The 25203-nt window shown below is 61.9% G+C and carries 21 protein-coding genes; 10 read left to right on the plus strand and 11 right to left on the minus strand.

Annotation, left to right across the window (positions count from 1 at the left end):
• Nucleotides 1-32: 32 nt before the first annotated feature.
• From ACWKSV_RS18035 to ACWKSV_RS18050, 4 genes are all read right to left on the minus strand, one after another.
• Nucleotides 33-878, minus strand: coding sequence for a DMT family transporter (locus ACWKSV_RS18035; protein ID WP_066667189.1), 846 nt, complete (start codon nucleotides 876-878; stop codon nucleotides 33-35).
• Nucleotides 879-945: 67 nt separating this feature from the next.
• Nucleotides 946-3441, minus strand: a complete 2496-nt coding sequence (locus tag ACWKSV_RS18040) for a TonB-dependent receptor (protein WP_183937294.1) — start codon at nucleotides 3439-3441, stop codon at nucleotides 946-948.
• Between the two features lie 642 nt (nucleotides 3442-4083).
• Nucleotides 4084-4992 carry a transporter gene (locus tag ACWKSV_RS18045; protein ID WP_066667187.1) on the minus strand — a complete coding sequence of 303 codons (909 nt, stop codon included), beginning with the start codon at nucleotides 4990-4992 and terminating at the stop codon, nucleotides 4084-4086.
• Nucleotides 4993-5024: 32 nt separating this feature from the next.
• On the minus strand, nucleotides 5025-6644 hold the full coding sequence (locus ACWKSV_RS18050) for a GMC family oxidoreductase (RefSeq protein ID WP_184116621.1): 1620 nt from the start codon (nucleotides 6642-6644) through the stop codon (nucleotides 5025-5027).
• Nucleotides 6645-7070: 426 nt separating this feature from the next.
• Between ACWKSV_RS18050 and ACWKSV_RS18055 the strand changes: the two genes are divergently transcribed.
• From ACWKSV_RS18055 to ACWKSV_RS18065, 3 genes are all read left to right on the plus strand, one after another.
• On the plus strand, nucleotides 7071-8537 hold the full coding sequence (locus tag ACWKSV_RS18055) for a benzaldehyde dehydrogenase (RefSeq protein ID WP_022676122.1): 1467 nt from the start codon (nucleotides 7071-7073) through the stop codon (nucleotides 8535-8537).
• A 562-nt stretch (nucleotides 8538-9099) separates the two neighbouring features.
• Nucleotides 9100-11586, plus strand: coding sequence for a DEAD/DEAH box helicase (locus ACWKSV_RS18060; protein ID WP_184116618.1), 2487 nt, complete (start codon nucleotides 9100-9102; stop codon nucleotides 11584-11586).
• Between the two features lie 454 nt (nucleotides 11587-12040).
• Nucleotides 12041-12460, plus strand: a complete 420-nt coding sequence (locus ACWKSV_RS18065) for a hypothetical protein (protein WP_242417104.1) — start codon at nucleotides 12041-12043, stop codon at nucleotides 12458-12460.
• A gap of 49 nt (nucleotides 12461-12509) precedes the next feature.
• Here the strand turns inward: ACWKSV_RS18065 and ACWKSV_RS18070 are convergent, their stop codons facing one another.
• The gene (locus ACWKSV_RS18070; protein ID WP_082731335.1) at nucleotides 12510-13133 is read right to left on the minus strand and encodes an SOS response-associated peptidase; all 624 of its coding nucleotides are present in this window, start codon (nucleotides 13131-13133) and stop codon (nucleotides 12510-12512) included.
• Between the two features lie 45 nt (nucleotides 13134-13178).
• Nucleotides 13179-13448, minus strand: coding sequence for an HU family DNA-binding protein (locus ACWKSV_RS18075; protein WP_066773491.1), 270 nt, complete (start codon nucleotides 13446-13448; stop codon nucleotides 13179-13181).
• Between the two features lie 41 nt (nucleotides 13449-13489).
• On the opposite strand from ACWKSV_RS18075, the gene ACWKSV_RS18080 reads away from it, so the two are divergent.
• Nucleotides 13490-13666, plus strand: coding sequence for a hypothetical protein (locus ACWKSV_RS18080; RefSeq protein WP_156442302.1), 177 nt, complete (start codon nucleotides 13490-13492; stop codon nucleotides 13664-13666).
• On the opposite strand, the gene ACWKSV_RS18085 is transcribed toward ACWKSV_RS18080, so the two are convergent.
• The gene (locus ACWKSV_RS18085; RefSeq protein WP_066773494.1) at nucleotides 13663-14109 is read right to left on the minus strand and encodes a hypothetical protein; all 447 of its coding nucleotides are present in this window, start codon (nucleotides 14107-14109) and stop codon (nucleotides 13663-13665) included. The two genes, ACWKSV_RS18080 and ACWKSV_RS18085, sit on opposite strands and share 4 nt — an antisense overlap.
• Nucleotides 14110-14276: 167 nt before the next feature.
• On the opposite strand from ACWKSV_RS18085, the gene ACWKSV_RS18090 reads away from it, so the two are divergent.
• Genes ACWKSV_RS18090 through ACWKSV_RS18105 form a run of 4 tightly spaced genes read left to right on the plus strand, consistent with a single transcriptional unit; the run spans nucleotide 14277 to nucleotide 20297 of the window.
• Complete coding sequence (locus ACWKSV_RS18090; protein ID WP_183937299.1) at nucleotides 14277-15038, plus strand: ImuA family protein; 762 nt, start codon at nucleotides 14277-14279, stop codon at nucleotides 15036-15038.
• On the plus strand, nucleotides 14953-16746 hold the full coding sequence (locus ACWKSV_RS18095) for a DNA polymerase Y family protein (protein ID WP_242417102.1): 1794 nt from the start codon (nucleotides 14953-14955) through the stop codon (nucleotides 16744-16746). Before ACWKSV_RS18090 ends, ACWKSV_RS18095 begins: the two co-directional genes overlap by 86 nt.
• A complete protein-coding gene (locus ACWKSV_RS18100) occupies nucleotides 16743-20006 on the plus strand; it encodes an error-prone DNA polymerase (RefSeq protein WP_066773501.1) in 3264 nt (1087 codons plus the stop codon). The genes ACWKSV_RS18095 and ACWKSV_RS18100 overlap by 4 nt, the downstream gene beginning before the upstream one ends.
• 30 nt (nucleotides 20007-20036) lie before the next feature.
• Nucleotides 20037-20297, plus strand: coding sequence for a hypothetical protein (locus ACWKSV_RS18105; RefSeq protein WP_231902921.1), 261 nt, complete (start codon nucleotides 20037-20039; stop codon nucleotides 20295-20297).
• Between the two features lie 240 nt (nucleotides 20298-20537).
• On the opposite strand, the gene ACWKSV_RS18110 is transcribed toward ACWKSV_RS18105, so the two are convergent.
• Nucleotides 20538-20744 carry a helix-hairpin-helix domain-containing protein gene (locus ACWKSV_RS18110; RefSeq protein WP_066773553.1) on the minus strand — a complete coding sequence of 69 codons (207 nt, stop codon included), beginning with the start codon at nucleotides 20742-20744 and terminating at the stop codon, nucleotides 20538-20540.
• Nucleotides 20745-20829: 85 nt separating this feature from the next.
• Between ACWKSV_RS18110 and ACWKSV_RS18115 the strand changes: the two genes are divergently transcribed.
• Entirely contained in the window at nucleotides 20830-21093 is a 264-nt protein-coding gene (locus tag ACWKSV_RS18115; protein WP_066773505.1) for a hypothetical protein, read from the plus strand.
• On the opposite strand, the gene ACWKSV_RS18120 is transcribed toward ACWKSV_RS18115, so the two are convergent.
• Complete coding sequence (locus tag ACWKSV_RS18120) at nucleotides 21090-21287, minus strand: helix-turn-helix transcriptional regulator (RefSeq protein WP_082731336.1); 198 nt, start codon at nucleotides 21285-21287, stop codon at nucleotides 21090-21092. The two genes, ACWKSV_RS18115 and ACWKSV_RS18120, sit on opposite strands and share 4 nt — an antisense overlap.
• Nucleotides 21288-21778: 491 nt before the next feature.
• A complete protein-coding gene (locus ACWKSV_RS18125) occupies nucleotides 21779-21946 on the minus strand; it encodes a hypothetical protein (protein ID WP_242417101.1) in 168 nt (55 codons plus the stop codon).
• Nucleotides 21947-22145: 199 nt separating this feature from the next.
• On the opposite strand from ACWKSV_RS18125, the gene ACWKSV_RS18130 reads away from it, so the two are divergent.
• Nucleotides 22146-22337 (plus strand): hypothetical protein, encoded by a 192-nt coding sequence (locus ACWKSV_RS18130; protein WP_156442303.1) that lies wholly within the window; start codon nucleotides 22146-22148, stop codon nucleotides 22335-22337.
• A gap of 3 nt (nucleotides 22338-22340) precedes the next feature.
• Here the strand turns inward: ACWKSV_RS18130 and ACWKSV_RS18135 are convergent, their stop codons facing one another.
• Nucleotides 22341-25196, minus strand: coding sequence for a conjugal transfer protein TraG N-terminal domain-containing protein (locus ACWKSV_RS18135; RefSeq protein ID WP_066773513.1), 2856 nt, complete (start codon nucleotides 25194-25196; stop codon nucleotides 22341-22343).
• Nucleotides 25197-25203 lie beyond the last annotated feature (7 nt).

Below are 25203 nucleotides of genomic sequence, written 5' to 3' on the forward strand. Positions count from 1 at the left end.
CACCGGCGCCCTTCCTAGACCATCAACATACGTCAGCTTCTGTCCCGTGTCGTGATCGCGACCCCCGCGGAGGCGACGATCAGGCCGGCGATCTGCACCGCGCCGAGCGCCTCCCCAAAGAGCATGAACGCCAGCACCGCCACGACGGGCGGCACAAGGTAGAACAGCGAGGCGACGACCGAGACCGCGCTGCGCCCGATCATCATCAGGAGCAAGGTCATCCCGCCGACCGACAGGCCGATTACCGACCAGGTTAGCGCGCTCCACGCCTCCCAGCTGCCATCGAAGCGCATATCCTCGGTCAGGAGCGCGACGGGCGCGATGACGAGGCCCGAGGCGGCGAATTGGATCGCCGCGCCGACGCGTAGGTCAACGCCACCGCCGCTGCGCTTCTGCCAGATGGTGCCGAGCGTGATGGCGACGGTCGCCAGCGCCGCGACCGCGACGGTGACGGGAGCCGCCGCGTGGACGGACGAGGTCACCTGCGGGGCGAGCACCATTGTCGCGCCGATCAAGCCGACCAGGATTCCCATCCACTGCCGACGGGTGACGCGGTCGCCAAGCATCGGCCCGGCCAGCGCTGCGGTCAGGAGCGGCTGCAGGCCTGTGATGAGGGCGCAGACCGCTGCCGGCAGGCCATGGCTGACTGACCAGAACACGCCCGCCAGATAAATTCCCTGGAGCAGGAGGCCAGCGACGACCGCGTTCGCCCACAACCGCGGTTCGCGGGGCCTGGACGCACCGGCGAGCGCAGCTAAGCCGGTGAATATGGCCGTACCGCACGCGAAGCGGATGGTCAGGAAAGTGAGCGGGTCCGCGTGGCCCGCGACGAGGCGTGCGACCAAAAAGCCAGTCGCCCAGATGCTGACGAACAGCATCGGGGCGACCGTAACGAGGTCGGGAAGCGACCGGGACCTACCGGACACTTGCCCGTGGAGAGAGGGTTCAGAAATTGATCGTGCCTTCGACCGTGAACATGCGCGGCGGGCCGTACGTCACCTCGGCATAGCCGGATGCTGCGGTGAGGGACGAATTGCCGCTGCCAATATAGGCCTTGTTGGTCAGATTGGTGACGCCCGCAGCGATGCTGTAGCGGTCGGCCCGGTCGGCGTAACGCAAGGTCGCGTTGACCAGCGCATACTTGTTCTGGGCGATCTGCTCGGTGTTCGGCGCGTCGAAGTAGGTCTTGCTGCGGTACGCGACGTCGACGCGCGGAGTGAGCGAACCCGAGCTCAACGGGATGCGGTAGGCGAACCCGCCGTTGAGGCTCCACTTCGGCGTATAGGCCTGCATGTCGTCGAGGTCGACGCGACCTAGCGCGCCAGGCGCAAGGTTCGCCTGCCCGGCATTGAGCGCGTTCGTGAAGCTGTCGTAGCCAAAATCCGTGTATCCGACGCCGAAATTGATCAGCAGCGGACCGATCGGGCTGACGGTTCCTTCGACCTCGAAGCCATTGATCGTCGCCTCGCCGGCGTTGCGCACGACCGGGGCGACGCCCTCGCGCACAACGATCTGGATGTCCTTGTATTTCGACTTGAAGGCTGCGGCGGAAAGCCGGAGCGTGCGGCCGATGAGCAGCTTGCCGCCGATCTCGTACGACGTCACCTGCTCGGGGTCGAATTCGGGCAGAAATTCCCGACCCGTCGGCGCGTTGGGCGAGATGACGGGCTGCACGATGCGGGTGTTGAAGCCGCCGCTCTTGAAGCCCTGCGAGTAGCTCGCATAGGTCATGAGCTCCGGTGTCCACTGATATTGCAGCGTCGCCGCGGGCGTGAACTTGCTGTTGGTCTTCGAGTTGAGGACCGGGTTGAAGAGGAAGGTCCGGGAGCCGGTGCAGGTCGCGGCCACCGCGCCCGTGCGCTGCGGCCCGAGGCAGACGTTCTGGGCGTTCAGCGGCGCGGGATAGGCCACGTTGTAGCCGACGTTCGTGTAGCCGTAGCCGCTGACGGCGGCGGTCTCGAACGGCGTGGCCTCCTTCTTGTCGCGGGTGTAGCGGAGGCCGACCGTCAGGTTCAGCTTGTCCGTGATCGCGAAGGACTCCTGCGTAAAGATCGCCAGCGATTCATTCTTGATGTCGGCGTTGTTGTTGAGGCCGCCGACGCGCAGTTCCTCGCCGGTGGTGGCGCTGATCTGCGACGGGAGGAAGACCGGGTAGAACTGGTAGTCGGTCTCGCGAAAATAGTAGGCGCCGAATTGGTACTTGAGGCGGCCGTTGGGGGTCTCGCCAAGGAACTGCAGCTCCTGGGTGAACTGCTTTATGTTGTCCTGGTTGACGGTCTCGAGGATGCGCAGCGGCGTGTTGTCGGCGTCGCGGATCGAGAAAGGGTTGGTCTCGCGATAGGCAGTGATCGACTTGACGGTCAGCCAGTCGGCGACGTCGTACTGGAGTGTCAGGCCGATGCCGTACATCTCCAGCTCGGACCGGCTGGGCGCGTTGGAGGCGACCTTGAAGGGGCCGAGGGCCGAGTACTGGTTGTTGGCGCAGCGGCGATCGTTGTTCTCCGGCACCGGCGTGACGGGGTTCGTCAGCGCGAAGCCGGGACAACCCGCGATTACCGAGGCGAAGCGGACGAACGCGGCGCTGGTGTTGATCCCGCCGAAGACGGTCGGCGACCCGTTCACGTCGTCCTTGGTGTAGTCGCCGATCAGCAGCGCCTCGAACTTGTCACTCGGCTTCCACAGCAGGCTTGCACGGGCCGCAAATGTGTTGACGTCACCGAAGTCGCGTCCGTCGAGGATGTTGGTGACGTAGCCGTCGCGGATGCGCTTGGTGGCCGCGAACCGTACCGCCAGCGTCTCGCTCACCGGGAGGTTGAGGACGCCGCGCAGATCCGCGCGCTTATAGTCACCGAGCGTCCAGCCAACGTTGCCGGACACGCCGGAGAAGTTTGGGCGCGCGGAGAAGACCTGGATGGCACCGCCGACGGTGTTGCGACCGAACAGCGTCCCCTGCGGGCCGCGGAGCACCTCGACGCGCTCAACATCAAGTAGCGATATGGCGGTTCCACTGGCGCGTGCGAAGTAGACGCCGTCGACGTAGAAGCCAACGCCGGGATCGGTCGAGGCCAGGAAGTCGGTCTGACCGACGCCGCGGATGAAAATCGCGGAGGACGAGCTGTTGCCGGATGCGGGCGCAACCGCGCTGAATTGGACATTGGGAGCGAGCTGGGTGAGCTTGTCGGAGGAGTCGATCTGACGCTCGGCGAGCGCGCTGCCCCCGAACGCCGCGACGGAAATAGGGACGTTCTGGATGCTCTCCTCGCGACGGCGCGCCGTCACGACGATGTCGCCAATGCCTCCAGGTTCCTCGGCGATGGGGTCGGACTGCTGTACGGGTGGGGCGGAGGCCGCCGGGGCCGGCGCGGCCTGTGCTGCCGAGGTGCCCGCCTCAACGACGGGCTGTTCCGGTGGCGTTTGGGCGGGAATGGTGGTCTGTGCCAAGGCAGGGGCGGGAACCACGCCAAGACCGATCGCGAGTGCCGTGCTGGACACAGTTCGGCGGATGGTCGCCGTGTAGCTTCGATGAGCCTTCATGTATTTCCTCCCCGTTCGCTCGACTGCCGGGGCTCCGCCCGGTCAGAACGCGTTCGTTGACGAAAGTTAGGAAGAAGTCTTTCCGAACGTCCAATACAGATGACGTATGCGATCGATACCTAGGAGGTCGGTGACACCAACAAGGCAAATCAGTCTTTCGGGAATATCAAGTATGCCCCCGCCAAAGAATTCTTAGCCGATACCGGCATGGTATGTAAATCGATGGCACACCAATGATCTGTAGAAGCGGGTGAGCCCTTTGGAACGTTCGTCGGCGGCGCTGGATATGCCCCCCCCACGCTTGCGAGTTCGCGCACGGGGCGGGGCGCCTGCAAAGCCGGAAGTGCGAATGCGGCAGCAGCGCGGAGTCGCAACCGAGGTGGTCGCTGGCGCCCTCCAATAGCTCAGGGGTGTTCACGCGTTGAGGCAACCACCGAGGCTTCAGCGGCGCGAAGTTGGCAGATTGACGCTGGGGGAACATAAGGAAGGTGGGTCGATCGCCGCAGCGACCGGCCCACCTCGGCTTCGAGCTTGGTTCCGCAGGGTCGGTCAGAGGATTTTTAGGACCCGCACCTGAATTCGGGCAGCTTCGTTGAAGCCCTCTCGTGATTGTACGTCACGTCCGCCGATCAGCTCGAGCTGCCACTTCGGCGCGACGAATTTTTGGATCGCCAGTCTAATCTGCTGACGCTCAGAGCGCTGACCGGTATAGACGCCGTCGAGGTGCTCCTTGCCTCCCCACATACTCGCGGTGCCGATGGCGATCGTCGTCTTCTTGTCGGGCAAGGCGTACCGAAGCCAGCTCTGGACATGGTAGACGGGCTTCTTCGTCAACCGCTGGCTGAGCGCGCCGACGTCATTGTTGACCGTGAAGAAGTTCACGTCGCCGTAGAGATCGAGGGTGACGTTCTTGCCTAGCCCCTGGATGAAGCCAATCTGCGGATCGAACGACCACCGATTATTGCCGAAGTTGACGGCCTTGTTGCGGTCGTACGTCCCGGTAGGGATACCCACGATCGGCGAGAAGCCGAGATACGTCGAATAGTTATCGCTCGGCTTGTTAACAAACCAGATCGTCGCAAAGACGAGAACGTCTCCGATACCGGTGGATGATCCCAGATTCTGCCCACCAACCCGAGCATCATGGACCGACCCCACCGGTACGATGATTTGCGGATCGACGACGAACGGCCCGAGTTTCGTGAAGTGGACGTAGCGCAGCAGCGCGACCGATGTGTTGAGATTGGTGTCGTCCTTCAGCTCCCCGCCGCCTGGAAGCTTGAGCTTGTCGCGGTTGATGAACTGGCCGTAGACCAGCGCGAGGTCGGTGCCGGGGGGTAGCGCCGTGTAGTCACCGGGGTCGACCGCTGTCTGAGCTTGAACGGGTATGGCGGCAGCAAAGCCCAGCAGGGCGGCGGACGTCGCCAGGACGCCACGGATCGTTGCCGAAATCGGCATGGTGCATTCCCCTCTTTTTTGATCGTGTTCGTTTAGGCGGTGATGGCGCTGGCAGCCTGCTCCCCGATGATGACGCAGCCTGCCATGGTATTGCCGGTCGTTACGCGAGGCATGATCGAGGCGTCCGCGATGCGGAGGCCCTGGATGCCGTGAACGCGCAACTGCCCGTCCACGACGGACATGTTATCCCGACCCATCTTGGCGGTGCAGCTCTGGTGCCAGTAGGTCACCGCCGCGTTGCGGGCGAAGTCCTGGAGGTCGGCGCCAGTGATCTTCCCCGGCATAACCTCCCGCTTGTTGAAAGCCGCGAGTGGACCGGTATTGCCGATCTCGCGGCAAAGCTCGATGCAACGGAGCATTGCCGTCATGTCATCGGGCTCAGCGAAGGTATTTGCCGCAATGTTGACCGGGGAACTGGGGTCCGCACCGGTGATGGTGATCTCACCGCGGCTCTTCGGACGCACCACGGCAGGTGATAGCGACCAGCTTCCAGCAGGCGGGTTGTACTGCTTGCCCGTGACTTCACTCACGTAGGGAATCTCGATCTGGAACGGCTGCAAATCCGGCGTGTCGAGCTTGGAGTCACTCTTCCAAAAGAAAGTTGCCTCGGCGGCATTGTTGCGCGGCGCGATCGGCTCTTTGTACTCCCAGACGCAACCCGCGATCATCACGTGATCCTGGAAGTTCTTGCCGACACCCGGGAGGTCCGCGACGACAGGAATGCCGAATTTGCGAAGCTGCGCCGCCTCGCCGATGCCCGACTGCATCAGGATCTTGGGCGTGTTGATCGCGCCGGTCGAAAGAATTACCTCGCGCGTCGCACCGATGGTCATCAGCTTTCCGCCATGGGTGAACTCGACCCCAGTGACGCGCGTGCCCTTGGTGGTGAGCTTGCGGATCGTCGCCTGCGTGAGGACCGTGATGTTCGGCCGATCCAGAATCGGCCGGACATAGGTGCTGAACACGTTGAGGCGCTCGCCGGGCTTGTAGCGAACGTTGGGGATCGCAGCCCCGCCGACGCCCTCCATCAGGATGGCGTTCTGATCAGGGAAAGTCGGGATCCCAACGCCTTTGCACGATGCGAGCATCGCGGGCGCAATGGGCGAAGGATTTGGTGTTTCGCCGACATATACAAGACCACCCTTGCCTCGTCGGTGCGCATCGGCAGGACCTTGGTAATCCTCAATGCGGCGGTAAATTCCGAGCACGTTCTCGTAGCTCCAGCGCGGATCACCGGACTCACTCGCGAAATAGTCCCAGTCGTTCTTGTGACCACGCGACCAGATCATAACGTTGATCGACGATCCGCCGCCCAGGACCTTGCCCATCGATAATGGGATTTCGCGATTGTTGATCTTGGGATTTGGCGCGCCCTTGAAGCCCCAGTCCCGCTCGCTACCGAGGTTTGTGAACCAAACGCCAGGATTGGTAACGCTCGGCACCTGATCGCTGCCGCCTGCCTCAAGAAGCAGCACTTTGACCGCCGGGTTTTCAGCGAGACGGCGCGCGACAACCGACCCGGACGAACCGGCGCCACAAACGATATAATCGTACTGCTTTTGGAGTGCCGCGCCAAGCTGAAGCTGATTTTCGCGGGCGGCCTGCGCGAATGCGGCCCGGCTCACAGCAGTTGTGGAAGCGATTCCCGCCATTGCGGCAACTCGCAAGAAGTCACGCCGCTCGAGCCGCCCCTGCATCAAGCCATCCTCAGCGGCGAGGACTGCGTTGAGCGCCCGAATGCTCGCGTCGTCGTTCATCAATCCTCTCCTTGCGGCAATGGCGCCGCATCGTGTCGCTTCGGCTCCAGCCGAACGCATCGCCGCTTTTCGTGCGTGTCGATTTCAGGAGCGTAATGACGAGAGTCGACTGCCGTCCAATACAGATCTTGTATCTATCCAATACCCTGACGGTAGCTCGCCACGGTCGCCTGCGTACCACCAATTGGCTTGTAGACCGAAAACAACGCCTAAATTAGGGTCATCATATCCACTGGGTATCGGTGAGCGACCTCAACGGTCTTTGCGGCCCGATGTTGATCGAAGGTACGCTATGCCAAACGAAAAGCTAGGAGAGCGGAAGTGACGGACAGCACAAAACTGATCGGAGACGAGCAGCTTAGCGGCGGGGCGTTCACCGGGAGCTGGACAACGCTGTCGACAACGACAGACGTTCAAGAACCTGCAACGGGAGCGACGTTAGGCAAGATCGGCATCGCCAGCCCCGACGACATCGCGGCGGCTGCCGCGAGTGCGCGCGCCGCTCAGAAGGCATGGGCCTCCGATACTCCGGATAATCGGGCAGCCGTTTTTCCAAAGGTTGTGCAGGTTGCAACCGAGCGGTGGGACGAGATCGTCGAGTGGATCATGCGCGAGAGTGGATCGGTCAGAGCGAAGGCCGAATTCGAACTGTCTATAACCATCAAGTCGATCTCGCTTGCGGGTGCCATGCCACAGCAAGCGCAGGGGCTTGTGCTGCCGAGCGAGCGTGGGCGCATCAGCCTCGCCCGTCGCCGACCGTTAGGCGTCGTAGGCATCATCGCCCCGTTCAACTTTCCGCTCTATCTGGCGATGCGCGCAGTCGCACCAGCGATCGCGGTCGGCAATGCAGTTGTGCTAAAACCCGATCCGCGCACGTCCATTTGTGGCGGCTTCGTGATCGCCCGGTTGTTCGAGCTTGCGGGTCTACCAAATGGCGTCCTCCAGGTACTGCCGGGACGCGGCGACGCGGGCGAGGCGCTGTGCCGTGATCCGAACGTCGCCATGATTCAATTTACTGGATCTACCGCCGCTGGTCGGATGGTAGGCAAGACGGCCAGCGAAAACCTGAAAAAGGTCTCGCTGGAACTTGGCGGTAAAAATTCTTTGATCGTCCTCGAAGACGCGGATCTCGAACTGGCAGCCAAGAATGCCTCATGGGCGAGCTATCTTCATCAGGGACAGATTTGCATGTCTGCAGGGCGGGTGCTGGTGCATGCGACCATCGTCGAGGAGTTCACCAAGCGCCTCGTAGCTCACGCGGAAGCGCTGCCGGTGGGCGATCCAATGTCCGGGCAGGTCGCGGTTGGACCGCTCATCAACCAGACGCAAGCCGACCACGCCCGCAAGGTCCTAGATGGAAGCGTTGCCCAAGGTGCGAAGGTAGCTGCGGGTGGCACGTCCGATGGTTTGTTTTTCAAGCCGACCGTGCTGACAGGGGTAAGCAAGGACATGCCTGCGTTCAGCGACGAAATCTTCGGGCCTGTGGCGGTTGTCGTACCGTTCGAGAGTGATGAACAGGCGATCGCGCTCGCCAACGACACTGAATACGGCCTGTCCGCGGCGATCATCACCCGCGACGTTGGACGCGGTATGGCCATTGGTGACCGCCTTCAGGCGGGTCTGGTCCACATCAACGACCAAACCGTGAACGACGACGTCGTTAACCCTTTCGGTGGTGTCGGAGCATCTGGTAACGGAACATCGATCGGCGGCCCGGCGAACTGGGAAGAGTTTACGCATTGGCAGTGGACGACCATCAAGGGAACAGCACCCGCTTACCCTTTCTAGAATGCCTTCGAAAATTATAGTTCGATTGAAATGTGAGGTGTGCCACGAGGACTGTGGCATACCCGTCAATGAACACACGCAAACCCATAACGCTTGGCCGCTGATCGGTACCAGGCGGTGTTCGACGCCGCATTGAAACGAATCTACATAGAGCGAGGATTAAGACATAACCTCACCCATGTGTCCAAGCATCGAGGTGGAGCACCCGACTGTCTCGCGGGCCTATCGTTTGTAGGACAGTCGCCAGCAGTAAATTCAACGCGCCGACACCGTCTTGCGAGCGCACATAAGGCAGAGCTTCAATCCTCAAAGGAGCTCTGCGGTGCCGTTTGGTAGGGTGCCCTTTGGTCCTCCTTGGTTAGGACTTCAGGCGGACCAAAGGGCCAACCCGAGCCAAATTTATGACGTCCAATTTTGGCGGAAATCGGACCGGCCAGAGTAGGAACGCAGAGGGTATACCCATACCAGACCGCACACATTGAAGCCAGGCAGAGACATTTACCCATTGCAGGGCAGGCGTAATCAATGCGAGTCCTCTACTCTAATCGGAAGAGGGTGCCTTATGGATATCGACTTTGATGCGCTGCTGGATGACGACGAGGTCGCACCTATTAACCCGCGTGAGATATTCCAGACCCTCGACAAACATAAGGATTTCGATTTTCTTCGGGATGTTCAACGGGACGTACTCGACGGGTGGTTCTCCCGGAGAACGTCTAAAGACACTGTCATCAAGCTTAATGTAGGATCCGGAAAGACGACCGTCGGACTGCTCGCTCTGCAAAGCTCGATTAATGAGGGAATTTATCCGGCCGTATTTGTATGCGCGGATAACCTTCTAGTCGACCAAGTAGTATGGGAGGCAGATCGCTTGGGTATCGCCGTTTCTACGGCCACCCGGGACCCTGATGTCAAAGCCGGCTCTAAGATCCTCGTTACAAGCATCTATCACGTCTTTAATGGCATGTCAGTGTTTGGCGTCGCCAAAGAGGGCGAGAAGATCCCCATAGGCGCCATCGTCGTGGACGATGCACATGCATGCCTGCGCACTCTTGAGCGGCAATTCCGGCTAACGATCCCGTCCAGCCATCCCGTTTACGAATGGGCTCTCAACAGGTTCGAGGAGGCAATCAACCAACAAAGCCCACGCAGCCTCAAACGGATTAAAGCTAACGATCACAGCGATTACGTTGAGGTGCCCTACTGGGCGCTCAAAGATGCTGCAGATGAACTACTGACAGAGTTAGTCAACGCCGAGAGCGAAAAGCCCTTCAAATACGTCGTCCCATTCCTTGGCGAAGGCCTCGCGCTCTGCCGGGTGATAATAGGCGGCCAAGAGATGGAGATTTCTGCCGTCTATCCCTGGGCAGACCTGGTCAACCCCTTTAGGCGTGCCAAACGGCGCATCTACATGACCGCGACGCTCTCTGATGACACTATCCTAGCCACTCACTTTGGAGCAGACCCTGACGTTCTGGAGGTGGCGGTAACCACGCCTTCCGCGACAATGGGCGAGCGGATGATTTTGATGCCGCAACAGCTCAACAAGGACATAACGTTCAACGACGTCAGCGGTATGTTGAAGGAGCTTTCAAAGGAGCATAACGTCGTCGTTATTGTTCCATCGAAAGCAGCTTCTGAGGAATGGGCTAACCACGCCGACCAAATATTGATGGGCGATGATGTTGCTGACGGTGTCGCGAAGCTCAGGCAATCGCACGTCGGTATGACGGTGCTTGTGAACAGATATGACGGCATCGATCTCCCGGACGACGCGTGCCGCGTTCTCGCTATTGTAGGTCTGCCAGAGGCTGCATCGCTGGTAGAACGCGCGGACATGACAGTGCTGAGCGCGTCCGGTGTCACTCTGCACCGGCAGGTGCAGCGGATAGAGCAAGGCATGGGTCGTGGCGTGAGATCAATTGACGACTTTTGCGCCGTCATCCTGTTCGGCTCGAAGTTGACGGAGAGGCTTCTTTCTGCGGACGGAAAGGCGATGCTTACCGCCGCGACGAGTGCGCAGCTCGACCTTTCTCTAAAACTCGCGAAACAGGTCGAGAAGGCGGCGGGCGGGACAATCGATATCGGAAAGGTCGCTCAAGTCGTCGACCACTGTCTGAGCAGGCACGACGGGTGGCGAAAATCAGCGCGGTCGGCACTGCTGAAAGCCGAGGGATCAAATGAATTGCGCTTTGACCGCACGCAGGTGACCCTGCGATCCGCAATCGACTTGGCTCGAGATGGCGATACGAGGGGAGCAGTCGCAACGCTGCAACCTGTGGTGACCTCAGCAACGGACGATGACAATAAGGCCTGGTTGATGAGCCGCCTTGCGCAGCTTACGCACTTTCACGATCGGGCAGAGGCGCAGAAAATAACCAAGGCGGCCTACGCTTTGAACCGGAGCGTAACCCGCCCACTCGAAGCGCTTAGCTATGAACGCCTCTCAACAGTGAACGAAGCTCAGGCTGTGTCTGCAATACGTTACCTGCGGACCCGCCGTCTTGAGCATCAGGATCGGATCTTTTTCGCGACGGACGTCAAGGAGGATCTTGCCTTTAAGCGCGTGCCTTACAAACGTTTTGAGGAGGCTGTGCGTCAGCTTGGTCTAGCAATCGGGATGCTCTCGCAGCGGCCAGAGGAGGACTATCAGGAAGGTCCGGATAATCTCTGGCGGCTACCAGGGAGGGAGTTTCTGGTCATAGAATGCAAAAATGAGGCTGGATCCGAGGAAGGCATAAAAAAGCGCGACCTCGGCCAACTCGGCCAATCAATCGAGTGGTTCAAAGACCGATATGGGGATACCGAGCCATTTATCCCGATTATCATTCATCCACTCTCGTATGTAGGGCCGCAGGCCACTGCTATACCGGATTGCCGGGTCATAGATGGGCACCGGCTTCGGCTACTTAGAGATAGCTTTTTGGACTTCGTTAAAGCGGCGAATGAGGAGGTTCTTGGAGACCCCGCGGCCGTACATCAACAACTCGCCACACATAACCTGACAGCAGATCGCTTTATAGACGCGTTTACCGTACCACTTGCATAGGCGTAAATCGATGAGGCGGAGTGTCTGTAGCCCCGCCTAGAACCGATATGACGTTTCGGAGTTAGGGCTGGAAGTGCCTATTTTAGCAGACGGTCAGCACGGTAATTTAAGGCAGCGCTTCCTCGGTCGCGCTGTAAAGGTCCTGCGCCTTTCGCTTCCAGTCGTCACACTGCTAATACCTCCCTATATATTATTTGTGGGAGAATCATCCCAGCTTTCGTTGTTCAATGAGTTTGGCCTGCCATCCGGCTTGCAGGACCAGACTGCGGCTGGCGATTTCATAGCCGGAATAGTCGCTATCCTGAACGCCTCCGCGACAGCGATCTTTCTGGCGGTTACCTTGATATGCATATTAGGCGGCGCTGTAAGCATGACCTGCCTAGCGATCATCGATAGAATACGATGGATCGATCGGAAGGTTGGTCATCGCGTAAGGGCGGTCAGCCGAGCAGGCATGAACGGTATGAAGGCAGCAGGCTGCTTTGGACCTATTATAATTGGGTCCGGCCCCTTTGTTGCCATGATCGTCTTCGGTATCCTGTACGGTCTTTTCTTTGCATCAGGTACAGTCCTCTCGGTTGGTTACGAAGAGGGCATGCGGCTCGCGAAGGAAGCAAAATCGAGTGCCTTGATTTGCGCTGGCCTAAAGAGACCAGCGGCGAATGGCGGCAGAACAGATTGCGTATCAATTATTACGAGCGGCGGATCGAGGATTTCTGGTTATCCAATGCCGACGGATCAGCAAATCATTGTCATAGATCAATCGGGGAATGCCAATTGGGTGAAGAGCGACGACGGCCTCACTGTGATGAAGACCACTATTCAACATCCGCATCCGCAGCCTACCAAGCCGAAGCCTCATAAATCCCCATAACGGTGCCGCATAAAAGGCAAAGTCGGCGCGGCCGCTTGCAAGTGCAGCGCTATTCTAAGCGCATGAGTTGCGCCGGATACGGAGATACAAGTGGCTCTAACTCGTTCCAGGGGCCAGTGAGCCATCGAGCATAATCGTCGTCATGCAGAATGACAGGCATTGCCTTGGGGTGTATAGGCGAGACTAGGAAGTTGGGCTCAGTAGTAAGAAAACTATAAGCATTCCCGCGCTCCGTCGGTCTCCAAATTCCGGCAAAGGCGAAGACAGGTCGGCTGGGCACGTCGAACCAGTGCAGCGGCTTCTTGCCGTCCTCACCAGGCGCGAGTCCATATTCAGAGAACGACGTAACCGGCACGAGACAACGCCGAGCCGGGGTGGTCAGCATCGACCGCCAGAAGCTGGAACTGAGATTGCGCACGTTGGTCACGTACTTCGTCAGCTTTACCGTCGGATCACGCTTACTCGGCACCTGCGTCGGCACGCCCCACTCCATGCGCTCGAGCCTGCGATCGTCGCCATCCTGCACAACGACAGCGCCATAGAACGGCGTCTTCTTCCCCGTCGGGAAGATATCGCCAATTGGAAACGTCTCCTCCACCTCATAGGGGGTGCGGATGCCGAACGTCGCAGCCACCTCGGCCTGCTTCGCCGTTAATCGATACCGATTACACATCAGCGCCTCCTATCGGCGCCGGCGACGATCGCCGGCGCTTGTTCGTCAGAGCTTGTCCTTCAGACCCTTCGCGGCGGTAAACGACACCTTCTTCGACGCCGCGATCGTCATGGCTTCGCCGGTCGCCGGGTTGCGGCCCTGCCGCTCGGGCCGATCCTTGACGGCAAACTTGCCGAAACCAGGGATCGAGACTTCATCGCCCTTCGCTGCAGCGTCCGCGATCTGATCGAAAACCGCCGTGATCGCCTTCTTGGCGTCGGCTTCGCTCGATCCCGTCGACGTGGCGACGCCCTTGGCCAGCTCGCTGATGTTCATGCTATTCATGCTCCCTAGAAAAACGAGCGGAATCCTTACTCATGACGAGCGACGACACAAAGACCGTACTGGATGAGGCGAACGCCCGAGCGGTTGCGCTGATGCTCGACAAGCTCGAGGACCACGATGTTACCGTGATCTATGAGGCAGTCGGCGGGATAGGGCCGATCGCTGACATCGCGGCTGACGCCATGAAGAACCGAAACATTGACCTCTAACTTGCAGCGTGTCGCTCGCGGGTGATGCGCGGATCCTCATACAGGTCCCGCATCGCCCGCAGCCGAAACCCATTCCACCAGCGCTGCCAGCGGTGCTCGGCCGCATCGTGGATCATGTGGCAGCGTTGACAGAGCGCTCGCAGGTTAGCCGGGGCGCTGTTGCTCGGATCATGATCGAGGTGCGCGCATGCCAGCACGACATAGGTCGTCCGGACGCTCGCCAGCGTAAAGCCGCCCTTCATCGAAACCCGCTTGCCCTGGTCTGACCGCCAACACCTCGCATCGGCATCCCACCAGCGTCCATCGCCAAGGTGAGCGACCCGCCGAAGGTGCGGCCGACCGCATTGCTCGCAGCGCCTGCCGGCGCGGTCGAACCGGATCGTGCCTGACAGCTGCTGCCAGTCGATCGGGTAAAGCCAACGGTTTTCGGCGCGGATCGGCATCGCATTTCTATGAGTCACGCGACCAGCCTTGGAAAGCTGATTTTCGCCGTTTGTTTTCACACCGTTTTGCAGGTGTTCCACCGCGAAACGATGAACCGAGAGGATCGAGGCTTGACCAATAGAGCTCGGTAACGGAACATAAAGGGAACGAGTAGAGTCTAACCCTTATGCCCGCCGCCCTTGATTCATCAGCGCCGACCATAGCGCATCTTCGGACGATCGCCACACCCGCGACCGACTTCCGCATCATGCCTTTCGGTGTCGATGCGATCGACGGGCGGCTCGGGGCAGGGGGCCTTCGCGCGGGCGCGCTACACGAGGCGACGGCACAGAGTGCCACGATGGTCGACGACGCGGCGACGACCCTCTTCCTCGCCAGCATCGCCGCGCGCGAAGCTGCTGCGACAGGCGGGCCGGTGTTGTGGGCGAGCTGCCGCGCTGACCTGTATGCGCCGGCGCTGGAGCAGATCGGCTTACCCAGCGCAGCCGTGATCCATGCCCAACCGCGCGATGACGCGGCCCTTCTGGCGGTGATCGAGGATACGGTGCGCGACGGTACACCGTCTGCCATCGTCGCGGAGGCGAGCAAAGTCTCCATGGTCGCCACCCGCCGCCTGCAGTTGGTCGCGGCCGAGGCTGACATGCCGGTCCTGCTTTTGCGCCGTCGACGCGGACTCAACGAGGATCCGCTTGCCGAACCATCCGCGGCCTGGACCCGCTGGCGGATCGGCACCACACCGTCCGAGCGGCTTGAGGTCGCGGGTGTAGGAAGGGCGAGATGGACGGTGGAATGCGCTCGCCAGCGTGGTGGTGAGGGCTTCTCCCTGATTGTGGAGGGCAGCGATGAGACGGGTCGTCTCGCTGTTCCTGCCGGACTTGGCCATCGAGCGGCTGAGACGGTTGGAACGGTCCGCTTCGCGGCAGCCTGAACGGCTTGTCCTCGAGCTGCCGGTAGATGACGACCCCGGCGCCTGTTCGGTGCCGCGGGGCGGCGGTTGGCGGCCAGGTGCGCGGTGGGCACGCGAGGGCCTGCCGTCCCGCGTCGACGTCGAGACGCAGATCGCGGCGCTGCCAACACATGCGCAGCCGCCTATGCGCGAGCTCGGCCGGCGATCGGAGGCAGCAAGCCACCCCTATAAGACCGTGATCGCAGGGCATCCGGAGCCAAAAGCATCGCCGTTGGATATTAAAACCCATGGCTTTCCACCTCTGGCGCTTATCGGGAAGGCTGGCCGGCGCGAGGAGGTGGTTGCTGCCTGCGAAGGCGCACGGGCGCTTGGCATCCATCCCGGTATGGCTGCGACCCATGCGCGCGCGCTCGTATCGGATCTCGATTTCCGTCCGGCCGAGCCGGAGGCTGATGCTGCACTCCTCGACCGCTTGGCGCTGTTCGCGGTTCGGCGCTGGTCTCCGATTGCTGCTGTCACGCCCGCCGATGGGCTCTGGATCGACCTTGCTGGCTGCGCGCATCTGCATGGTGGTGAGGAGCGGTTCTGCAGGCGGCTGATCGCCTTCTGCCGTCGTGCCGGCTTTACCGCACGCGTGGCCGTCGCTGATACGGCAGGGGCGGCCCATGCCCTCGCTCGCTTCGGCCGCAGCGAGCTGACCCGCGTCGAGCCGGGTGCAACCGCCAGTGCGATCTCGCCGCTGCCGATCGTCGCATTGCGCCTGGCGCCGAGCGCCATCAGCGCGGCCAAACGCTTCGGCTTCGAGACGATAGCGGATCTGCTGCCGGTCGCGCGCGGACCGCTGGCGCGTCGGCTCGGCCTGCCGGCGATCACGCGTCTGGACCAGGCGCTCGGCGCCGTGGCCGAGCCAATCACCCCGCGCGAGGATGCCGAAGTTCCGATCGTCGAACGTCGCCTCCTTGAGCCGATCGGCACAGCTGAGGCGATCGAACAGGTTATGGGCGACCTGCTGAACGATCTAGCGCAGGTCCTGGAGGCGCGAGGCTTGGGCGCACGGGCACTCCGCCTCACGGCCGTGCGCGTCGACGGCACGGAACAGGTCGTGGGTGTCGGCACGTCGCGGCCGACGCGCGAGGTATCGCACCTTCTCAGGCTCCTGAAGCTCAGGATCGAGCGGATCGACCCTGGCATGGGTCTCGAGCAATTCTGGCTGGTCGCGCCGCATACCGAACCGTTGGATGCGGTCGACCTTGGCGCGGTCCTCGCCGGCGAGACGCTGGTGCGGGACCCGGCGCGCCTCGTCGACGTCATCGCCGGCAGGATTGGAGGCTATGCCGTCTACCGGCTTGCGCCCGTCGAAAGCCATGTGCCGGAGCGGGCCGTCACCCGCTCCGACCCGGTGGAGATGCCAGGATCATGGCCGGCATGGAAGCGCCCGATCCGCCTCTTTGCCCGGCCTGAACCGCTGGCGCGCGTGATGGCGCTGATGCCGGACCAGCCACCGCGTCGGTTCGAGTGGCGGGGCAAGACCTACAAGATCGTTGCCGGCGACGGCCCCGAGCGCGTGCACGGCGAGTGGTGGCGCCGCGATGCCGAGGTGTGGGCGGTGCGGGACTATTACCGTGTCGAGGACGATGCGGGCGGCCGCTACTGGGTCTTCCGCCGCGGTGACGGTTTCGAGGAAGATACGGGCGACCTGTCCTGGTGGATGCACGGGGTCTTCGGATGACCCACTATGTCGAGCTACAGGTGCTCACCCATTTTTCGCTCCTGCGCGGCGCGTCGTCGCCGGAGGAGCTGTTCGCGGCCGCGGCGCTGCTCGGCTACCCGGCGATCGGCGTCAGCGACATCGGCACCGTTGGGGGTGTCGTACGGGCATGGGAGGCGCAGAAAGCCACAGGCGTCCGCTCGATCGCGGGCACGCGCGTCGATCTGTCCTGCGGCCGGCGCCTGCTGCTCTATCCGACCGACCGGCCCGCCTGGTCGAGGATCACGCGGCTGCTCACCGTCGGCAAGAAGCGGGCGGGCAAGGGCGGGTGCCTCCTCCACTGGCACGACCTCGAGCCGTGGTCCGAGGGTGTTGTCGCCATCCTGCTGCCGCACGAGGCGGACGAGGAGAACGTCGCCGCGCTGAAGGACCTGAAGGCTATCTACGGGCGTCGCGGCTATATGGCCCTGTTCCAGCGGCGTCGGCCGGGGGACGCGGTCCGCATCGATGCGCTGGCGCGACAGGCGGGCGGGGCAGGCGTCCGTGCCGTCGTGACAGGCGACGTCCTCTATCATGCGCCCGAGGCACGACTGCTGCAGGACGTCGTGACTGCAGTGCGCGAGAAATGCACCGTCGACGAGCTCGGCTATCGCCGGGAGGTGAACGCGGACCGGGCGCTCAAGTCGCCAGACGAGATGGTCCGGCGATTCCGCGCCTATCCGGACGCGCTACAGGCCAGCGTCGACATTGCGCGCATCTGCACTTTCGACCTTGGCGAGCTGGCCTATCAGTACCCGCACGAGCGCCTGATCGAAGGGCTGTCAGCGCAAGAAGCCTTGGAGAAGCTGGCGACCGAAGCGGTCGAGCGGATGTTCGACGGCAACGTGCCGGAGGCCTACACGACGCAGATCGCGCATGAGATGCGGCTGATCGGCGAGCTAGGCTACGCACCGTACTTCCTCACCGTGTACGCCATCGTGCGCGAGGCGCGTCGGCGCGGGATCCTCTGCCAAGGCCGCGGCTCGGCCGCAAACAGCTGCGTGTGCTTCGTGCTCGGCGTCACCTCGATCGATCCGATCAAGCATGAGCTGCTGTTCGAGCGCTTCGTGTCGGGGGAGCGCCGCGAACCGCCCGACATCGACGTCGACTTCGAGCATGAGCGCCGCGAGGAGATCATCCAGTGGATCTATGAGACATACGGTCGCAACCACTCCGCGCTGACGGCGGTCGTGACGCGATACCGCGCGCGCGGCGCGGTGCGCGACGTCGGCAAGGCGCTTGGGCTGCCTGAGGACCTGACCTCCTCGCTCGCCGGCCTTGTGTGGGGCTGGTCGGCCGAAGGCGTCGGCGAGAAGCAGGTCGACGAGCTCAACCTCGACATCGCCGATCGCCGGCTGCGCCTGACGCTCGACCTCGCGCGCAAGCTGATCGGCGTGCCGCGTCACATGTCGCAGCACCCGGGCGGCTTCGTGCTGACCCATGATCGCCTTGACGACCTAGTGCCGATCGAGCCCGCTGCGATGGAGGATCGGCAGATCATCGAGTGGGACAAGGACGACATCGACTCCCTCAAGTTCATGAAGGTCGACGTCCTCGGCCTCGGCATGCTCGGCTGCATGAACCGGGCCTTCAACCTACTCGAACAGGACAAAGGCATTCGGGTTGGATTGGCCGACCTGCAGGACGATGACCCGGCCGTCTACGCCATGATCCAGAAGGCTGACACGCTCGGCACCTTCCAGATCGAGAGCCGCGCGCAGATGAGCATGCTGCCGCGCATGAAACCGCGCCGCTTCTATGACCTCGTGATCCAGGTCGCGATCGTGCGGCCGGGGCCGATCCAGGGTGACATGGTCCACCCGTACCTTCGCCGGCGTGAGGGGCTGGAACGGCCGGAGTACCCGCGCCCGGAGCTGCGCGCGGTGTTGGAAAAGACCCTCGGCGTTCCCCTGTTTCAGGAGCAAGCCATGAAGGTCGCCATCGTCGGCGCGGGCTTCACGCCGGCCGAGGCGGACCAGCTGCGCCGCGCCATGGCCACCTTCAAATTCACCGGCGGGGTCAGCCATTTCAGCGAGAAGCTGATCGAGGGCATGGTCGCACGCGGCTATCCCCGCGACTTCGCGGAGCGCACCTTCCGCCAGCTTGAGGGCTTCGGCTCCTACGGCTTCCCCGAGAGCCACGCCGCCAGCTTCGCCAAGATCTCCTATGCGAGCAGCTGGATGAAACACCATCATCCGGACGTGTTCTGCGCCGCGCTGATGAACGCGCAGCCCATGGGCTTCTACGCGCCCGCACAGATCGTCCGCGACGCGCGCGAGCACGGGGTCGAGGTGCGGCCACCTTGCGTCAATGCGAGCCGGTGGGATTGCACCCTCGAGCGAACAGGCGGGCGTTATTTGGCGGTGCGGCTTGGCCTGCGAGTAATCCGCGGCCTATCGAACGCTGACGGAGCGAAAATCGTCTCGGCGCGCAGCACCACCGCATATGACTGCGTCGAGGACGTGTGGCGCCGATCCGGCGCGCAGCGTGCCGCGATCGAGAAGCTGGCGGACGGCGATGCCTTTCACAGCTTCGGTGCCGATCGCCGGCAGGGTCTATGGAAGGTGAGGGGGCTCGGCGAGGCTCCGCTGCCGCTCTTTGCCGCGGCTGACCGCGCGGCCGAGACACTGAGCGCGGAAGGCATTGAGCCAGAGGTGCAGCTGCGGGCGCTGACTGATGGCCGTGAGGTGATCGAGGATTATCGCAACCTGCAATTGTCGCTCCGTGCTCATCCGCTGACGTTCGTGCGTGACGAGCTGACACGTCGCGGCGTGACGCGCTGCGCGGATCTCGCCAGCGTCCGCGACGGCCGCCATGTCGAAGTCGCGGGCATCATCCTTGTGCGTCAGAAGCCCGGTTCCGCGAAGGGTGTGCTGTTCATAACGATCGAGGACGAGACCGGAATCGCCAACGGCATACTTTGGCCCGACCGCTTCGAGGCGCAGCGCCGAACCGTAATGTCGGCCTCCATGGTCGGTCTAAAGGGGCGCGTGCAGAAGGAAGGCGAGGTGATCCACGTCATCTGCGACCGGATCGTCGACCATGGCGACCTGCTCCACCGTGTCGGAGATATGTCCTTCCCGCACCGCACCGGGCGCGGCGATGCGGGCCAACATCCAGGCTCACCGGATCGCGGGGACAAGGGATGGCAGCCCGAGCCGCGCAACCAATACTGGCCGCCCCATGCGGACGGTAAGGATCCTGAGGAGGTCGCGCGCTTCAAATCGCACGACTTCCACTAATCCGTGTCGACGCTGCCTCGGCACCAGCGCGTGGTGATCGCGCTGTCGGTGCACATCCTGCGTGCCGGCGTGGCCAGGTGTTCGGAGACGACCGTCGACGGCATGGAAGTCCGTCTCGCGCTACGCTGTCTTCTACCCCACTGCCCTGAACGTTGGCCCCTCGAGCTCTATTGGGATGCAGCATCCCAGACGAACGAAATTGGCAGAGCCCAAGGCGTGACGGCCGCGTTTAACGGGATCGTTCGCCAGCTTCGCAAGGCGGGACGGTATGAGGACGTGTCACCGCTGTGAGCAAACGGCCGACGATCGAGGCACCGTACAAAACGCTCGGTGAATGGGCGGCCGATCGCGCCGACATGCGGATTGCATGCGTCTGCGGTCGGAGCATGAACATGCCGGCAGGCCAAATCCTCGAACGGTTTCATGGCGACGGCGACGTGGCATCCAAGGTCATTCGGTTGCGATGCCGAGGATGCGGTCGCCGCGGCCATGCTTCTGTATCGTCGGTGCCGATCCTGCGCCGCTAAGGCATCAGGCGTCGCCAACGGTCAGTGCAGACCTTCCGCCGTCGGCCTTTCCGGCCATGCCGGGCACCTCATCAAGCTGACGAAGATCGGTGAACTTGCCGCGCTCCTCACGGTAGCGCACAATCTCGAAACCATGGCCTTTGAGCTCGGGAACAGCATCCAGCTGCTCGGCCGTCGCAGTGTTTACGTTGACGAGAGATGCGTCGCTCATGGTCATCCTTTTCGTTTGCCGGTAGCAAACCGATAGGAGCCCCTCCCGGTTCAGACTGCCGCAGAACGGCGAGAAAGGGTGACCAATGGCCAACCATGACGCTCCGGAAGACACGAACGATATTCGGGCGCTGCTCGCCCATTTACTCGCTGGCGTCACTGGCAAGCCCGAAGCGCACTGGGAAAAGCTGATAGGCGAGGTGACGGCTTTGCCCATCGTATTCAATCCCCGGTCAAATTGGAGGATTGATCAGAGCGGCACGATGAAGGAGATCGACGCCATTGCGAAAGCCGCAGAGGTTGTGCGCCAGGCACATCCCTACGTCCCGTCACCGAAAACCTTGACCTAGTCGCCGAAGATTTCGGCAATCGGTCGACTGAAAAGGCGTGCAATCTGGAACGCGCTAGACAACGATGGATCGTGCTTCCCCGTTTCGATCGCGTTGACCGCTTGCCGTGAGATCTGAAGCCTTTCAGCGAGCTGTGCTTGGCTCCAACCACGCTCTTTGCGGAGGACCTTCAGCCTGTTGCAAAGACCCGCCACGGCTTAGAAGGTGACAACAACGGCTTGGCGGACGAGCCGCTGAGCGCTTGGTGAGGTTGACCGGGCACCTGGCGAGCGTTGTGTTGGTCGTGGCGCACTCACCATCTGAGCGACTGAGCTATAACTGACAGGGTGGATGCCGTCTTGTGTACGAAAGGCGTCCAGGTGCACGACCGTATCGCCGAAGGTCACGGCAACAGTCCTGACGATCGCTGAGGCAGCCGGGTTATACGGCGCGATCCAAACGACCCGGGACGCAGTGGTTCTACGCCGGATGACGTCCAGATTTCGAAGAAGCTTAGGGCTGCGCGGATCGTTCGAACCGAGAGCTATGACAACGAGGCTGGCAGACAACGTCTCAGGGGAGAACCGCAGCGCGTCACTGGAAGATGCGCCAACACGAGCGCGCGTCTCGCACTGAATGCCCGACATCGCCAACGCTGCGGCGGTGCCAACTGCGGTGCTGTCACCGAGGATCAGGCAGAATGGGATCATTTGTGACCCAGCAGGGCCAGTACGATAGCGAGCGACATGACGAACAGGGAAAGCCAGATGGCGATCTGCCCGTAGATGTGGAGTACCACACCTACCCAGGAGTGCCGCTTTCGAAGCAAGATGCCGCTGCCGACGGCGATGAAGAAGGCGATGGTCGTAGGCATCGTTATCGATGGTGATCTATTCAACGATGCCTCTGCCAACGGGAAGAGTCCGATCATCATAACCAGGAGCCAAGAAAACCCTAGCAGCGCACCGTCAAACACCTGTCGCGCTGACGGGTTTTCGTTATGAACTCCGGTGCGGCGAACGCCTTGATGGCCATTAACAAACGCTGTATCCTTGCGGCGGGAGCAATGTGCCATGGCCTACGACCTCACCCAGTACCTGATTACGCGAGACCAGAGCGGCTCTGGCGGCGTGATCGCGACGCCGGCGTCTGAAATCCCGGCTGTTGAAGCTCCGGCTGCGGATGCACCACGAAGCCATCAGCTTGCCTATTTGGCAGTCTACGGTGCATGTTTCGTCGGCCTCCTTCTTTGGTTCTGGAGTTAGGCTTCACTTCCTCAGCGAGGGGTCGACGAAGAAGCCCTTTCCAAGCTTTTCGTCGATCTCTGCCTTCACGGGCTGCGCAGCCATAACGGTAGAAGAGCGCTGCGCCGTAGCCAGACTACGCGCATCCTGCACCTTGCCCGACCCTGCCTCAATCGCCTCGGCCGCAGCGACGGGTGCGGCTGACTGCCCAGGGCCGCCAGCATCTATCAGGCCGCCGGGCTTATACATCTTCTCTATGGCTCCTGCGCCGGCCAGCGCCGGACCACTCAGCTCATGCGGGTCATTTAGATGGAGCTGGCCCTGTACCTCGTTGAACATACCTTCCTGACGTTCAGAAAGGAACTTCGCGATCAAGGTATCGCGCACCTGCCGGCGATGACCGGTCAGGCCAACTTCATGAAGCCCAGGCGCATCAAGCCCACCGGCTTTCTGGCTCTCGCGGGCGTACCAATCACCAAGCTCAGCACTGAGGTTGGTGCTCATCTGCATGCTATGCGTTTCGGCATAGCTGATATCTTGGGAGAGCTGCTGTGCCCTCTCACGCGACTGGCGCGCGCGCTCCTCGAACGAATGCGCCCGGGCAAGGGCCTCTTCGCGCGAAAGCGACGAACTGCGACTGGTGCTGCCGCGAGCGAACGTCCCGGAGCGGTTTGTGTCGGTATCGCCGATGCTTGCGCCGTTGGCGACAGTGGTGTCGTCGCGGACGCTCTGCGTCGTCGAATTGCGATCATCAGTGCCGCGAGATTGATCCGCGTTGTGACTGAGGCGGTCGCCTTGGATCCCGGTCTTGGAGACCTCTCCACCAATCGAGGGAAGAGCACCAACGGCACGACCGAGCAATCCGCCGCGGCCCGTCGTTGGAGTGTTGGCGCCTGCCCCTTCCGGAGCAGGACTGGAACGGCGACCGCCACCCCCGCCGATGCTGGCTCCGATCGTGCCACGAACAGTGTCGATTGTCTCAGCGCTACGATTGTTGCCGTCGGTAAGCCGCCTCGATTGCGTAATGGCGCTTTGATCCTCGAGGCCGGTAGATGTGCCCTGACTGTTACGGACGCTCCGGTCGACCGTCGCAGTATGCTGCGAGGTTGATCCCGTTTCCCAGCCTCGGATTTGCTCGGCAGAAACCCCGGTGGCCCAACGACCCGTCTGGCTATATGTCGTCAACGCCGCTGCAGAGGCCTCGTCACTTTCAGCAGATCGGTCATAGGCGCTCTTCGTGGTCTTCATATCCGAAAGGAAGCCCGCATTGAGGGTCGGCGTGCTCTCAAATCGACTAATTGCCCCGTTTGTATCAATTACGGAGTGGCCGTTGCCATAGCTGCTTGCGGTGGCACCATTGTCAAATCGGAAGCTCGAACCGGCAGCACCCGACGAAAACATGGGTGTGTCTTGCCAATTGTTGCTTTGACGCATGTTCGATGTCGAGTTGGCGAAGCTCGTGTTGCCATAAGAATAGTTGCCGGTCGTCTGCTCGGCCGCAGCCGCTTCAGCTGCGTTCTGAGCCGGGTTGAGGACCGATGTCGCCTGACCCGAGATACTCATCGCGCCCTTGGCGAGACCCGCCGCGAGGAAGGGCACACTCATCAGCATGAAGCCGGCGATCGTGGCCGTCTCGGCATTGACGGCGCCGATGCCCGCGAACGTGCCTAGCGACATACCTCCTTCCGCTGCGCCCTGGGCGGCACTGGTGGCGCGCGTCATGCAGATCATGTGGAGGATGACGTACAGCGGCCCCCAAGACGCGAGGTAGAAGAACCCGGTCAGATAGCCCTTGAGCGCCCCGACCCCCGTTTGAGGCATCAGGAAGAGCGGGAAAATCACCGGGAACATCGCGTAGAACACGACCGTGAGCACGATGTTGAGGATCGGAACCCAGCTCATCGCCTGTTGGGCGATCGAGTTGTACGTGTTGCGCGCCTGAATGTCCGCCCGCGTCGTGGCGAAGGTATCGATCGACGCCGCGCCCGGACCACCGGCCATCCCGTCGCGAGCCTGCATGAACGCGTTGATCGCCGTGTTCTGCCGCATCACGGCTTCGTAGTTGGCGCTCGAGGCGGTGAAGGCCTGATTGACGATCGGAACATCGGCACGAAGCTTAGCCGAGGCGACGGCGGTCGAGAGTTTGGGGAAGGCCTGCTTCGACCAGATCGGCGTGTGCGCCGCGATCATCGGCGTCCATTGCTCTGAGAGCAGGTTGTAGGCGTTGTTGCACGTGATGATGTCGCTTGTCACCGACGCACCGTTGCGGCTGACCCAAGGCTGCGACCGGGCGACCGAACCCGGCCCCATCGCGCTCCATAGGTCCTTCGCGTTCGCCAAGTCGGTCATCGACTTCTGACCGAGCATGATGTCGCCGAACACGCAGTTCTTGAAATGCGCCGACAGGTTGGTCGCAAACTCGGCGTCGCGGATCTCGAAATTGCGCGTCGCGTCGAAAAGGCGCGCGCCATAGACCATGCCGTTGGTTGAGTAGTTCAGCTGGCTTGGCATCGTGAAGACCGTCTCGGCCGTGCGGGTGAGCCAGTCACCGACCTGACTGGTGAAGCTCGCGATCACGCCCAGCCCGAGGGGCACGTTGGCAACGGCGGCAGGGGCCAGCGACGGGTTGATGCGGTCGGTCACCTTCACCGACACGGTAGGGACCATCAAGCACATGTAGATGAGCGTCGAGCCAATGAACCAGTTCATCCAGACGCGGACGTTCATCGTGAAGGCGACGCACAGAAGCGAATAGATCAGGCCGAGGACCATGACGACGCGAAGGAGCGAACGGTAGCCGCCCCCTCCCGTCCACGCTGCGACGGCGTTGAACGTGTTGACGATGTATTCGCCACCGCCGATCGTGAAGACCTCGACCATGCCGTTC

The sequence above is a fragment of the Sphingomonas sp. SphC10 genome (assembly GCF_057004845.1).